At 53.7% G+C, this 15,212-nt stretch carries 7 protein-coding genes; 3 read left to right on the top strand and 4 right to left on the bottom strand.

All coding sequences use genetic code 11. The annotated features are described in order from the left end of the window. The first annotated feature begins 447 nt into the window (after window positions 1-447). The 3 genes from DFQ01_RS18390 to DFQ01_RS18380 all read left to right on the top strand — a co-directional run bounded on the left by DFQ01_RS18390 (window position 448) and on the right by DFQ01_RS18380 (window position 3,130). Window positions 448-1,029, top strand: a complete 582-nt coding sequence (locus DFQ01_RS18390; protein WP_110045368.1) for an LOG family protein — start codon at window positions 448-450, stop codon at window positions 1,027-1,029. A gap of 149 nt (window positions 1,030-1,178) precedes the next feature. Then, the gene (locus DFQ01_RS18385; RefSeq protein WP_425452420.1) at window positions 1,179-2,855 is read left to right on the top strand and encodes a ribonuclease J; all 1,677 of its coding nucleotides are present in this window, start codon (window positions 1,179-1,181) and stop codon (window positions 2,853-2,855) included. 92 nt (window positions 2,856-2,947) lie between these two features. Then, a complete protein-coding gene (locus tag DFQ01_RS18380; protein ID WP_110045366.1) occupies window positions 2,948-3,130 on the top strand; it encodes a hypothetical protein in 183 nt (60 codons plus the stop codon). A gap of 78 nt (window positions 3,131-3,208) precedes the next feature. Here the strand turns inward: DFQ01_RS18380 and DFQ01_RS18375 are convergent, their stop codons facing one another. The 4 genes from DFQ01_RS18375 to DFQ01_RS18360 are packed head-to-tail and all read right to left on the bottom strand — an operon-like array spanning window position 3,209 to window position 15,198. Continuing rightward, entirely contained in the window at window positions 3,209-3,820 is a 612-nt protein-coding gene (locus DFQ01_RS18375; RefSeq protein WP_110045365.1) for a CDP-alcohol phosphatidyltransferase family protein, read from the bottom strand. 22 nt (window positions 3,821-3,842) lie between these two features. Beyond that, window positions 3,843-4,718, bottom strand: a complete 876-nt coding sequence (locus DFQ01_RS18370; protein ID WP_110045364.1) for a phosphatidate cytidylyltransferase — start codon at window positions 4,716-4,718, stop codon at window positions 3,843-3,845. A gap of 15 nt (window positions 4,719-4,733) precedes the next feature. Beyond that, on the bottom strand, window positions 4,734-6,347 hold the full coding sequence (locus DFQ01_RS18365; protein WP_110045363.1) for a PfaD family polyunsaturated fatty acid/polyketide biosynthesis protein: 1,614 nt from the start codon (window positions 6,345-6,347) through the stop codon (window positions 4,734-4,736). Then, window positions 6,331-15,198, bottom strand: a complete 8,868-nt coding sequence (locus DFQ01_RS18360; RefSeq protein WP_110045362.1) for a beta-ketoacyl synthase N-terminal-like domain-containing protein — start codon at window positions 15,196-15,198, stop codon at window positions 6,331-6,333. Before DFQ01_RS18360 ends, DFQ01_RS18365 begins: the two co-directional genes overlap by 17 nt. Window positions 15,199-15,212: the final 14 nt, after the last annotated feature.

Here is a 15,212-nt window from a genome sequence, read left to right as displayed (position 1 = left end):
GGAGAGTTGATGCCCCTCCATCATAGTCAGTGGATGCGACGGAAACGACGGAAACGACACGTCTAGCGGTTGCCGCGGAGGTAATTTCGTTAATAATGGAGCATTTGAGATTCTAACGGTTGCGAAAGTGGCTACTATGATAAATTGCAACGATTTCAACTTGATTGGCGGCCAATAGCTTCTGCTACAACCTTTAGATTTTGAAACGATGTGTTACATCCCCGATAAGCTTTGCTGCAATTGTTAGATTGCAAGCATGGATTAAAAATTTCGAATAAAGCCGCGATGCTGCTCTCTAGTGGCATTCATCTTTATTTCCCTTTCAAGCAGTCGCATGATTGGCTAGGTTCAGCTAAGCATTTACTTATCATTTATGAATGGATGATCTCTTTTAGATGCTCCTAGGGGTATAATAGTAGGTACTACTATCGATTGGAGAGTGCCGACATGAAATCAATCGCTGTATTCTGCGGCTCTAGCGAGGGAATCTCACCTGTCTACAAAGAAGCCGCCATTCAGCTAGGACAAGCACTTGCCAACAACCAAATCACCCTTATTTACGGTGGAGCCAATGTTGGGCTGATGGGAGCTGTAGCCGATGCTGTGTTGGAACAAGGCGGCAGCGTAATCGGGATACTTCCCCACTTCTTGCAAAGCCGGGAAATTGCGCACACGGGGCTGACAGAGCTCATTATGGTCGATTCCATGCACGAACGCAAAGCGAAGATGGCTGAGCTCGCAGATGGATTCATTGCGATGCCGGGCGGTCCGGGAACAATGGAAGAATACTTCGAAATCTTTACATGGGGCCAATTGGGCTTGCATGAGAAGCCTTGCGGACTGCTCAATGTAAATCATTATTTCGACCCTCTCTTGTCGATGTTTGATGTTATGGAACGTGAGCGCTTCATGCAGCCCAAATATCGCTCGATGGTCCTCACTGACGATACGCCAGAAGGCATGTTGGCGAAGTTCGCAAGCTATTCGGCTCCTTCGGTGAAAACTTATCTTACCGAGAAGCGTACTTAAATTCATATTGAATCTTGTCCAAGGACCGCTGCTATCAGTGGTCCTTTTTTTTATAGATAGGTTCAATCAAGGATTTTATTTAGGCATAAACGGAAATTTCTAGGGAACAACAAACCAGACTGATAAAATTCAAACGAATTGGTGGATAGATAATGACGGCTAACGATCGTTTATCGATTATACCGCTTGGCGGGGTGAATGAAATTGGAAAAAACATGTATGTCATTCAGTGCGGAGATGACCTTGTAGTTGTCGATTGCGGTTCGAAATTCCCAGACGAAAGCCTGCTAGGCATTGATGTCATTATTCCAGATATCACTTATCTGATCGAAAATGAGAGCAGCGTAAGAGGTCTCGTCGTTACGCATGGCCATGAGGATCATATCGGCGGCATTCCTTATATTATCAAGCAATTGAACATGCCGATTTATGCGACGCGATTGACGCTGGGCTTAATTAAAGCAAAGCTGAAGGAGCATGGGCTGCTAAGCTCAACTAAGCTTCATCAAATAGACGCGCAATCCGAAATCGCACTCGGCCAATTGCCCGTCAGCTTCTTCAGCACTAACCACAGTATCCCGGATTGCTTGGGGGTTGTGTTCCATACACCGCAAGGAACAATCGTTCATACCGGGGATTTCAAGTTCGATCTGACGCCGGTCAATAATCAATATGCCGATATTCACAAAATGGCGGAAATCGGAAAAAACGGCGTTCTTGCTTTATTATCGGAGAGCACGAACGCAGAGCGTCCCGGCTTCACCCCTTCCGAGCGGCTTGTTGGAGCCAACATTCACGATGCCTTCACGCGTGCGGAGGGAATGATTTACATCACAACCTTCGCTTCCAATGTGCATCGACTGCAGCAAATCATCGATGCAGCGGCCAAGACGAACCGGAAAGTCACACTGGCGGGCAGAAGCATGGTTAACGTTGTTGATATTGCTTCCAGATTAGGTTATTTGACGGTGCCGCAATCCATTCTCGTCGAAGCAGATGAAGCCAACAAATATAAAAGAGACGAAATGGTCGTGCTATGCACCGGAAGTCAAGGGGAGCCAATGGCAGCCCTCGGCCGGATTGCCAGCGGCAATCATCGACAGTTCGGTGTTAGCCCTGGAGATACGGTTATTTTTGCGTCTTCTCCAATTCCCGGCAACGAACGGAATGTCGCCCGCATCGTAGACAACTTGTTCGAGAAGAAAGCCCGTGTGATTTATGGAGCCGGCTCGAATACCGGCATGCATGTCTCCGGTCATGCCAGCCAAGAAGAACTGAAATTGATGCTTACCTTAATGAAGCCGCAATATTTTATTCCCATTCACGGTGAATACCGCATGCTTCATCTGCATCAATTATTGGCGGAGTCCGTCGGCGTCGAAGCGAGCAATATTTTCATCCTGAACAATGGTGATGTTGTCGATTTCGCAGGGTCGGAAGCCTTCCAGGAACGAAATGTACCTAATGGCGATACTTATGTGGATGGTCTTGGCATCGGCGATGTCGGGAATATCGTGCTGCGCGACCGCAAAGTGCTGTCTGCAGATGGCATTCTCATTATCGTGATCACGTTCGGGAAGGGAGAGAACAAGATCATATCCGGACCCGACATCATCTCGCGCGGCTTCGTTTTCGCCAAAGAATCAGAAGGATTGATGGATGAGGTTAGCCGGATTACGCTGCAGGTCATGGAACAACGTCTAGAAACGAAGCTGCATCGGCCTTGGGGACTCTATAAACGCGAAGTGAAGGAAGCTGTCGGCAACTTCTTATATGCCAAGACGAAGAGAAGACCGATGATTCTGCCCATTATTATTCAGGTATAGCCTCATAAGCCTGATGGAATTAGAAACTCGTGGATATACTATTCACGTCGATTCCCCCATCGGCAGTGTACTATGAAAGAAGGTGGACAACAATGAGTTCAAGCAAAGGCCATCAAGGCGCAACCGGCATTGGACAAGCAGAGAAGCAGTTGAATCGCCAAGCGCAAGCAGCAGAGCAGATTCAAGGCACCAACGCAACGGACCAAGCAATAATTGCCGCCAGCCAAGAGCATTCATCTGCATTGGATGATATCGTCGATACGCAGAACGAGTAAACGCTATAAGAAGCATGAACAGGGCCGCTCCTGCCGGAGGGCCCTATTTCAATTGTAACGATGATGATTACAACAATATTAGACGATCAGCCAGTCCACGATAACAGCAGCAGGCAGCAGCACATACAGTATTTTCGTCATCCAGCCATTCTTCTTGAATGGCACCGCAGACAACATGAGCAGCCCACAGATCACATAAATTACAGCTAATACCGCTTCGTGCCCTGGAAAATCACCTGCCAGAAAGAGCGGACTTAAAACCAGCAGCCAGCTTGCCGCAATTGTCGTAGGAATGCCCGTGTAATAGGAGTGCTGCCCCGCTCCCTCCAATCCATTGACATTGAAGTAAGCAAGACGCCACAACCCTGTTACTGCGTATAGTAGAAGTGCTGCGATACCAAGCGGCGACGTCACGCCTAACGCATAGCCAGCAAATGCAGGAAGCACGCAGAAGCTGATCGCATCAGCCAAGCTGTCCAGCTCTTGACCAAAGGTCGAAGTCTGCTTCAGCTTGCGGGCAATGATTCCGTCTACATAATCACCTAGAATGGCCGCTCCATATAACGTAAAAGCTATAGCATTGTGCCCTTGTACGAAGAGCAGCATAGCGAGCATCCCACACACAACTCCGCAAGTCGTGATGGCATTCGCCAGATTCCAATATTTTAATGCCGGAAACCATTTGACCATCAAAGTCCCTCACTCTCATCTTTCACGGCAGCATTCCCCAAATCACAGCAAAGAGCGGAGCGCCAAACAAAATATTATCGTATCGGTCAAGAATGCCCCCGTGCCCAGGCAGCAGACGACCAAAATCCTTAATTCCTAGCTTTCGCTTAAGCGCTGAGAACAACAAATCCCCCATGTTGCCGAACACCAGAATGAAACAGACAATGATCGCTTGCTTGCCCAGCGAAGTGTCCGACAATGCCGGAATCCAAGTATTAAGCATCAGCACACCAGCGAGTACGCCAGCCGCTCCTCCGATATAGCCTTCAAGCGATTTGCCCGGACTGATCCGAGGAAACAGCTTCGTCCGCCCAAACTTCTTGCCAGCAAGCAGCCCGAAAGCATCATTCATCTGAAGCAGCAGCAAGAAGGTGATGATGGCGCTTGCATCATGGTTAGACAATAACGCAAGACAGCCTGCTCCCAGTGCAAGAACACCTATAGCGAACAGCGAGCCAAACGTCTGGCTCCTCACTTGGCTTGCGGGAGCTAAAAATGCGAAACCGGCAAGAATAAGCCCTGCTGGGATTACGTATACACCGATTCGCTCGGTCACGATGAATAATGCAGCCGAAGCCCCAATCACGACAACTTGAATCGGCACTGCCCAAGCAGCGCGTATTCGGCCTTCATCGACGGCCCGGTAATGACGAGCTAGCTCAATCAAGCCCGCCAATAGAACGAGGGCAGCATATAAGCGGAAGATCGGGTAGCCCGCCCACAAAGCGAGACAGGTGAGATTTTGCAGCCCGATTAATGTTAATCCTCGAACCGCCACCTCCCGTTTCTTCCCCAGCCACGCTGTTAAGGTGAAGAAGCCGATCATCGCTAACGTTACGATATAGAAAGCTAATAGCAATTCATTCACCTCCGATTAAAGCTGAAACATCCGCGGCTTATAATCAAAGGCTTGAGCTGGGACCGGTAATCCGTAGCTCCGAAGCTGCTGCGCTCTCGTGATAACAGCTGCCCCCTCCAGGAGATTGCAGGCAATCTGTACAACCGTGCGGTTCTGCGGCTGTTCGAGGAAGGAGCCTGCTGCCCAGGCATTAAACGAGCCCATGGCTGGACCACACCAGATCTGGTAATCGAGCTTCCTTTCTTGCGTGCCGTCAATAGCCCAGCGGCTGGCTTTGCCTAGATACCACCGGAAGATCAATGCCATCTTATGCTTCGGTTCGCGTGCAGCCCGCTCCAGCTGTCCTGGCTCCCGCTTCTCGAAGAAGCGGACGGTATCCGCCCAAATTTGCTCAAGCGAGGCTTGGAATACTTCCTTCTCCAGCTTAAGTCGAACATTCTCCGGCAGATCCTCAATTCGGTTATAGCTGCGATATAAGTCCAGAAGCTGGAATCCACGAGAACTAAATAAGGTTCCGTGTTTAAGTACCTGCACCTTCACGCCTTGTTCGAACATATCTGCAGCTGGCGCCATAATAACATCCGCTAATCCGGCAGTGGCCAGCATCGCACGACCTTCATCTGACAAGCCCGACTCGATAGCGGATTGATTGACGGAACCCGTCATGACATACGCAGCACCAAGCGCGAAAGCAGCTGCTACCGCAGCTGGCGTACCCAGCCCGCCTGATGCGCCTACGCGAATCGGAGATGCATAACGATATTGCTGCTGCAAATCGTCGCGCAAGCGCATGATGATCGGGAATAACGCCGTCAGCGGACGGTTGTCGGTATGGCCGCCTGAGTCTGCCTCGACCGTAATATCCTCGGCAAGCGGGACATATGCGGCAAGCCTTGCTTCCTCAGCGGTCAGCAGGCCGCGTTTGACTAGATCCGCTAGTATTTTCTCTGGAGCCGGCGACATGAACGGTCTGGCAACTTCGGGACGTGAAATCTTCGCGAACAGATGATTTCGTCTGCGGATCATCCCGGAGGCATCCAGTGTAAGCCCGCTGCATGCGTAACGGACAATACTCGGCGTAAGGCCCATGAACGCGGATGCTGATACCCTTTTGACGCCGCGTCCGAGATACAGATCAACGATATGTTCCTCCATTGCAGGCTCGTTCGGCGTATGAATCAGGTTAATGCCCCATGGCAGTCCTAGTGGGTCTAGCTCAGCTTGAATAACATCCAGATTCGCTTGAACGCGGTCGAGCGGAAGACCCGCTGCTCCGAAGAAGCCGAGCATGCCTGCCTTCGCCATCGCGATCACCATCCGCGCCGTGGCAATGCCGTTCGCCATCTCGCCGGCGATATAAGCGAAGCGCACGCCATGCGCTTGTGTGAATGCGCCGCCCCCCAACCATTCGGGATAGAGGGCTGGAAGCATGGCCGCAAGCGGATTGCCTGAGACATCCCCGTTAACTGCGGGCACGACGCTCCCTCCCAATCCGAGACCAAAAGCTCCATTGTCGCCGGAGCGAATAATATATGCAGGCTCACGTACCCGAGCAGCCAGTAATGTAAGCTCCTCCTGCCCGAAAGCAGGCCCCTCGCTGCCTGGTATCCATCTAAGCGTTGTCTGCATGCTTTTGTTTCCTCACTTTCATCTCATGTGCCTGTGTTCCTTCTTGTCCATACAGCCAATCGGCGAATGCTAAGAGCCATCGGCCTGCAGCATCTTCCTTGACATGAAGCTTCTCAGCCGCGAGTCCTTGCAGCACCTCTTCGCTTTCTTCGCTGCGTGCCGCAAGTCGTTCGAGCGATGCGAGAAGCACAGCCTGTTCATATGGCACTTGATTGCGATCTATTAACACCTGAACCGCTTCTGCTAGTTCCGGATTACCACAAGCCTGTGTCGTTCCATCGGTATCCTTCGCAGCCATTCTTCCCGTTCCGTTCAGTGCATCGAGAATCAGCTGCTTACGTGCCGGAAGCGGCAGCGCCTTCAGTTCATCTGGGAAAATCGGACGGCCGATCCTATAATGCTGCTTCCCGAAGCCAATAGGAAACTCCAACCGCGCGTCTGATTCTTCCCCTGGAAGTCCTCCTATAAAGCGTACCGGTACGATTGGAATGCCGCCCTTTATTGCTAGGTCCATCCATATGCCGCTTACGACAGCAACCTCTTTATGCTCGCTGCGCGCACGGGTTCCCTCCACATGCACGAGGATCGATTCACCACCGTCTCGCATTCGTACGGCAAGCTCCTGCAGCGTGTGCAGCATCGAGCTTTGATCTTCACGATCTACGTGAACGATCGGAATCGTGAACGGTCGATCTGGATTCGCCCCCATGTGCGCCAGCAGCTGGCCGATCCAAGAATCACGATGCTCCTTCTTGGCAATTGCCGCCACGGGACTGTGTGTCAGACCTTCAGCGAGGCAAGCAAACAACAGCGACTCCACAGCTGTCTGATGATTGGCAAGATACAATACCGGTCCTTGGCTTGCTTGATAGAATCGCGCTGGATCTTCAACGACGAAATGACCAACGAATTGGCCGATTAATGCCCTGTACAGATCCTCTCCGAGCCATCCCTCGCTGCCGAGCTTATGTCTCCAATAGCTCATCGCCCCTTCGATGTCACGGACAACGGCTTGAGAAGCAGCTTGGATTTCGCCGTCCGACTCGTGAATCGTAATCGGGTAGCGGTCATACGGATAGACGGAACTATAGGCTGTCGTTAAGTGTTGATCAACAATAACCGTAGAAGGATGTACGCCTGCAAGCTGTGCTACATGGTCCTTCACCGCTGCAAGACGGGTCAACTCCTTGTAACTGACCGAAGCTTCAACACCATATACCGCTGCTATCGTGCCAGGGAACCAATCCGATCCACGTACCTCAGCCTCCGTGAGCTTCGTAGCTCCCTCTTCACGGCGAGACAACGCCATTCCTTCGACATATACACGATCCTGCAGAAAAGCTCTCCGTTCCCGTCCATCGCCACTCCCAATCGGCCCCTTAGGCATCAACACCTCGACGAGCCGCAGTTCCGCCCATAATCGATCGTCTTGATAGAATCGGATACGGAAGGCTGGGTACCGTTCGCTATTCTCGAATCCATCGAAGCGAATCTCGCAGCGCACTTCGCCCGTCGTCGGCGTGCTCTCATAGAAGCGGCAAGAAGTGATACGGTGCGGGTAACCTACAAGTCCTTCCGTTATATCTCGTGACCAGAGCGTCAGCTCATCATGCGGGATGGCATGAGTGGCACCATCCAACATGAGCGGATTCAAGCAGCCGATTGGAGCAGTGATGCCGCTGGATATGTTTCCTTCTGCCGCAAGAAGGGCACAAGCTCCATTCGTCCCAAGCCTAATTGTACATGCGATCTGGAAGGCTGGTCCGTGGAAGACTCGACCGGATTCGTAAGGGTCGTCGACTGACGACGGATCATTAAGCGGCTCAAACGGTCGATTATGTGCTTCATCCGACGCCAGATAGCGATGCGCCAGCTCGAATCGTCCCGAGGCGATTTCCTCGAATCGGGATAATCGGGGATCCGCTGCTTCACGCCAAGCATAAAGGCTTGCCGCGTACCACACGCTTCCCTCGCGTCCCTCTTCGTCCGTTAGTAGACGAACCTCGGTCCGCAGCTGTCGGGGGCGATCGCAGATCAGCCAACGCTTGAACTGAACCTCTGATGCTCCAACAAGGGATCGACTAGGGTCGCAGCTGCGCACAGCTGCAGCCATTTTGTCCAAAATGAATGTCGATGGCATCGCGGGAGCGGTATAAGTCGGGCAGTGATCCCAGACCCACGGCTGCTCCTTAGGGTCAAATACCGATTCTTCTACCACTATCTCCTGCTCGGCGTCCCTCTTCTCCGTCTCGTTCACTCTATCGTCTACCAGACGCATCCCCATGCGCGGTACGTAGTAAATCTGCAGCCCATCTACCCAGAGTGAGGCTTCGGCTACTGCGTATACGCCGCGTTCATCCCGCCCGGTCTCGATCACATCGAGGTCCACGACGATTGTATCCTTCTGTGGTGTAACCTGCCCCCGATATTTCCATACGATCTCTACACCAGCCCCAAGTGACTCAAAGCGCGGCTGCTTCATCTCCAAATCCATGCCTGCTTGAAGCATATGGAATTGCAGCAGCTGCACCATCGCTTCAACGCCCAATGAGCCGGGCTGCACAGGGTCCTGATAGAAGTGCGCCTTGAAGAACCAATCGCTTGGATCAACCTTTTTCTCCGCTCTTGATCGGCCCAAGCCATGCTTGCCGCCTTGGTGCCAATAACCTGTCACGCGATCAAGCATCAGCAATTTACCGCCAGCCAGCTTCGCCCGTTGCGAACCGCTGCTCGAAAGGAATGGCTTATCGTTATTACGCAGATCAACCAAGAAATCGGACGGCTCCTGCATTCGCTCGATCTCGGCAGCTCCTGCTCCAAGGCCGACCTGTTTGGACAAATCCTCGAGCGTGAAGTGGCCGAACACGGTCGACATCGTAAACACCGGTGCATCCGGCTCGTTCGCTAGGAAGCAATCCACCTGGAACGATTCGATATAGGTATGGCCCATCCGCGATAAGCTGGTCAAGCTTACTCGTGTACGAAGTGTACCATCATGCGGCAGTACTTCCCGATGCATCGTTGCTTTACCGTCCAGATTGCGGAAATAAGCATCTCTCTCGGGCGATTCCGGAATGCCAAGATAAGAGACCAGCCAGCCGCAAGGCTGGAGCGCCGCCTCTAGCAGAACACAGAAGGGCATTGTAGGACTGCCATTTTCGGCAAAATACCATGCATCCGGCGGAATATCATATTCAGCCGTTATAACGGCACCTGTCTTCGGTACGCCAAGCTGTCCGTCAATCTCTGCAACCCGCGTCATGAAATGATACGGAATGCCCGGAAGACGCGGCACATGCTTGCCATTGTCATAAATGGCATAGCGACTGCCGAATGCATGCGATGGTTTGCCGATCGCACAAGCGAGCAGAGAATAATAATCGAACGTGATGCCATCCGAAGAGGCCGCTCTCGGGTCACCAGCCGCGCCTTCTGCCAGATATCGCAATTCCGTATGCAGCGGAAAATCGGGCACCAGCCGAATCGCCAGTCGGCTGCAGTGGAACGCCTTACGACCATCGACGGTCAGCAGGACGTCCGCAACGAGTGTAGGCTCTGGCCCTTCCATTACTTCTTGAACGAACACCTCGTAAACGAGGCTTCGTGATTCTGGTGTTACCTGACCGCGACAGATCATCTTATATGGCAAATCCGGCACAGGCTCGAAGCGCCATCCGTCCTTGCGCAGCGTGTACCCAAGCCCTGCCAAGTAGAAGGACATGGCCTGTACGCAGCCTTCCAGCATAAGCGTACCCGGCATGGCAGGGTCATTCTTGAAGTGTCCGGCAAAAAACCACTCGGATCCGCTCAAAGCCGTTTCCGCTCGCAGGTACCCGCGACCAGTCGGTCCACCATTCGTCTCGAATGCCGTTACTTCATCCAGCAGCAGCATGCGTCCACTCTGGATCGAAGGCGAGCACGTATGGGTTTGCGCGAAGGCGAAACCATCGCCGAAGCAGCCGTACGTATCGCCAGCGGCGAATGCACGAACATCGTCTGGTGAAAATCGTGATTTCACGCAGCGGACTGCCGGCTGGTCAAGCCGCGCATTCATAGGAATCTCAACCTTAGCCGGGTCCCAAATGACTCCAGCCGACTCATGCAATTCCTCACGTGTGAAGAAGCCGGCTTGTCCTTGCCGCATCGTCATCCTGCGGCGCCCTTGATTATCCGTACAATCATAACGGAAGAAGAATAGACGAATATCTCCGTGCTTGGCGTGCGAATCGACACGAATGTCGTAGCTCAGCATCTCGCCCGGTGCAGGCAGCGAGCCGTGGAACGTCAATTCACAGCCGAGCAGCCGGTATGCACGCTCGCCCCGGTTCAGCTGGTCGATTCCAAGCCATGAAATGAGCAGCAAATCCGCTTGTCCGGATTCGATCATAATGCCGAACGGCATCCGTCCCTTGTGCAAATACCAGGAGTCAGAACGTACGTCGGTTTCAGTCCGAATGGAACCAAGCCCCATCGAGAGCGGCACGCCCTCCAGCTGTACCACTCGATCTGCCAGCAGCAGCGGCGGTTCCGGCATGCGTACCTGAATGGCGTATTGGTCTTGCCCGATGAATGCAGGACCGAATACATCCGATATCCGGCCAGCTGCCAGTATTTCGAGCTGCTCCCTAGTGAAGCTGATTCGTTCAACGGTTGCAGGATGCGCCACTTGAAGGGTTGAGATCGCCGGTCGTTCCTGCGCTGCTTCGAAAGTCGTATGTTGTACATATGTTTCGACTGCAGGTTGTGATATTGCATTTGCTGGTGTTGGCTGCGCAGCTGCCCGCGTTCCTTGCATCGGCTGCGGGCTGCGCTGGGTCAACATCCGCATCAGCTGCTGCTGCATATTGCTTTGCAACCCGATGTAATGCCGATGTGCTTCTGCCAGCTGGTCATACGCACCGACAAGCGAAGCCGCTGGCGCAGATGCTCTGACATTCCTAGCAATTACGTTAGTCACAGGAACCGCTGCTGCCGGAATTGGCACCGTTTCATGCATGTTGTTCAATGGTTTGACCTCTTCCTGTCCAATTGGATATGCGGCTGGATGTGCGATATCCCGCTTTCGGGTTGGTATGCGAGGCAGGATGACTGGCGGCAGGTGGGCCGGGAACGTCATCCCCTTGGTTGCTGCATTCAAGGTGCAGCCCGAAGATTCCAGCTCAACAAGTCTCGCTTGCAAACGATCAATATCCAGATCTAATCCCGCTGTAAAAAGACGAGCTGCCGCAGTTACGGATTGCTCGAGCGAATCGACACTCGGCTGGTCAAGCGCAATGCACAGATGCTCGCGGTCTGCTAGAATCTGGCCAATCCAGTCCGAGCACAAGCTGCGAGGGCCATGCTCGACGAAGACTCTAGCGCCGTCCTCCCAAGCTTGACGAATGACGCGCGGGAAATCGATCACGCCAACGCCCATATCGAGCAGCGCGTCTGCCACTCGCTCCGTATCTGGCGTATAGTGCGATGCGGAGACGCCAGAGTAATAGCGTATGCCAGGCACAGGCCGTGTCTCACGACGATGAATCTCACGCCACATCGGCGCTATCGCTGCCACCTCCGCGCAATGCACGACCATATCGTAGCCAAGCGGATAAGCAGGAGCAGGCTTAAGCCTGTCCAGCACTCTCCTGCAGGCAGTAGGCTCGCCGCCGATGATGCAATCCCCTGGCGCATTGATCATCGTAAGCCGAACAGGTTCGTCAGCATCGATTGCTTCGAGGATGACTTCCGGTGAAGCTTTCACACGCCAATTCGTCCACTGCGGGTTTGGCTCTCCCCAAGCTTCCTTAAGAACACGATAATCGCCAGCAAGCTCTCGGCTGTAGATGCCGTGCTGCTGCAAATCACGGAATAACCCGTCCAGATCGTCCCAAGCACCAGTCGCAACAATCGCATTCGTCTCGCCCGAGGACAGTCCAATAACAGCCTGCGGCCTCAAGCCTAGCCAGTTCTGCGTATATGCTGCATGGATCTGCGTTAAGAAAGAGGCGCCTCCCAACATTGATAGCGGATCGGGAACTTGATTGATCCGTTCCTCATATAGCCAGCCTGCAGCTTCCGCCGCCGTGGTGAACCGTTCATGAATCAGATCGCCCAATTCGGGGATTGCAGCAATCAAGCTGCTGCCCATACCAGCATAAGCAGAGGCCGCGCCAGTGAATACGAATGCCAGCTCACCGTTAACAGGCCTTTCCGTATAATAAATGCCTGGGCGTGAACGGAACGGTTCTGTTTCTGGCAACCTTATTAGCCGCTCTAGTTCCGAAGCCGCTTCCTCTCTCGCCGCCGATAGTTCCTCGGCTCCGCGTGCAACGATTGCCAAACGACAGCTGCCGAGCGTTGATTGTTCACCAGCTCGCAACGATTGAAGAAGCGTGCGTCGATCAGGAGCCGCATAGGTATGCAATGTTAATCTCGTCCGACGAGATTGTTGAAGTGCAAACGGCGCTCCGCCCTCTCCTTCCGTTAGGAGGACAGCGGCTGCAGCGCCACCAAGCCCATGAATCTCAACCTGAACCGAGCGTGCAATATCTCCGCGCAGCCACGGCCGAGGTTTCCTGTAGCTGCCGCTAGGCTTAAGCCGATAATGCAGAGCAAGTGCACCTGCGGCTACATGCAGGAGGCCGGATGCTGCATGCGAATGGCCGAATCGCGATGCAAGCTCCAATGCATCCTTATCTGTCGATCCAAGCACAAGCGCAGACTTGTCCGCTGCAGCCGTGGCTGCGGACAATACAGCATAAACGGTGTTGCCATCCCGCTGAGCATCCTCAAGCCGCTTGACCGCCAGCACAACAGCGGCATCGCCTGCCTTCTGGCGCTCTTTCTCAAGCAAAGTCGATGCGGCCGTTTGATGTACGATCTCGTTGCTGAGATCTACTGCTCCGACCAGTGCGGCATCCAGCTCTCCGCTTCTCAAGGCGCGGGAGGCCAGCTCAAGTGCTGTAATGCCTGATAGCTCTTCGCTGGAGACGGTAAAGCCCGGTCCTGCTATTTTCAAATGTTTATTAAGCCGATTAGCTGGCACATTGGGCAGCAGCCCTATTACGGTCGAAGACTCCAATGGTCCGTAGAATGCATGCTGAAGCGAGGCAGCAGCAGCGCCCGCATCCTGTGGTTCCAATAAATCCTGATGCTTACGTGCCCAATCACCGATTCGTACCCGCGCGATATGGCGGGCGATCTCGGCATCGCACTGCATCCCTACATATACGCCAACGCGATCACCCGTCAGACCGCCGACTTTCCCCGCAGCTTCAACGGCCTTGCTTAGGAGCATCACCTGCTGCGGCAAGGCTTGCTTCAGATCAACAGGCGGTACTGAGATGTCCCGCAGCGCGAGTTCTACTTCTACTGCGCGGCAAGCATCGACTTCCGTCTTCTCTCCGCTGCCTCCGAATAAAGCAGCTGCCCATTCCTCCGTTGACCTATAGCTGCCAGCGCTAACGCCAATGCCAACGATGGCGAGCTCCGCATCCATGCGAGCCGCCTCTTCTCCCCCGCTGATAGACGTAGTTGACGAACCTGCTGCGGGCTCATAACGTTCTACGATCAAATGCGCATTGTTTCCGCCAAAACCAAAGCTGCTTAGCGCGGCACGCCGCGGCGCATCGGCCCTCCACATCTCACCTGGCTCGGGCAGCCGGAAAGGCGTTCCGTTCAGTAGATTAACCGAACCGTCAACATGCAAAGTCGAAGGGTAGATGCCCTCCTTCATTGCACGAAGTACTTTGATCAAGCCTGCCATTCCCGCTGCTGTTACGGGATGCCCAATATTGCCTTTGATCGAACTGATCGGGACGCCGCTCAGCCCTGCGAACACTTCACTCATGCTCTGAATCTCTACTGCATCGCCAAGCGATGTCCCCGTGGCATGGCATTCGATTAGCGAGATATGCTGTGGCGCAAGCCCTGACATCTCATAGGCTTGCCGCATCGCTCGAACCTGCCCCTCTCGTGCAGGAGCCAGCATGCCGCCTTGTCCACCGTCGTTCGACAGACCGATTCCTCGAATGACACCGAGTATATTGTCTCCAGCCTCCTCGGCATCCGCCAATCGCTTCAGGGCAACGAAGCCGCAGCCTTCTGATGGCACAAGGCCGTCCGCCTCCGGATGGAAGGGACGACTTTGTCCCGTACGGCTGATAGCCTTCAGGGCACGAAATCCAGTATGTAAAAATAGCGGGTCTGTACCGTTCACAGCCCCAGCCAACATGAGGTCTGCACTGCCGTCATGCAGACGATCGCATGCCAGCTTGATCGCATAGAGCGATGAAGCACAAGCGGCATCCAAGCAGAAGGCACCTGCTCCGAGTCCCAACGCTTTCGCCAGAAAATGGGCCGGATAACCCGACATGAACCGGTTGATCGCAGCAGGAGGTTCGCCAACCTCCCGTGCAAGTAACGCTTCAGGTAATTCCCCCTGCTGTGCGCCCAGCCATACATGCTCTGCGTAGCGCGACATCGATTCCGTCGGCAGCGACAAGTTCCCAATCACTGCACCTGTGCGCTTATGGACCTCGGGACCAGCTTCAGGGCTGGGAAGAGCTTCTACAGCAGCATGAAGCATCCAATGGACCATTCGATCCATCGTGCTTATCTGCTCAGCATCAACCTGCAGGCTTACACGCTCCGAAGCTGACTTGAATCCTCTGATGTATCCGCCGCGAATGGACCATTCCGTCTCGTCCGAGCCGAGGCGGGAAGCCTCCCGAGACAATCGCCATTCGTCTTCCTCCGGCTCCGTCAGCGTCTCTCGGCGCTCGGCGACGATGCGCCATAATTCATCCGGGTTCGCTGCGCCGGGAAACACACATCCTTGCCCGACGATCGCGATCGGCTCGAATTTCATGCTGCAACATTCCT

This window comes from Paenibacillus cellulosilyticus, from assembly GCF_003182255.1.
In the GTDB taxonomy this organism is placed as follows: domain Bacteria; phylum Bacillota; class Bacilli; order Paenibacillales; family Paenibacillaceae; genus Paenibacillus_T; species Paenibacillus_T cellulosilyticus.
Note: the sequence above shows the minus strand (reverse complement) of the source record. Positions and strands in the feature narration are given on the sequence as shown.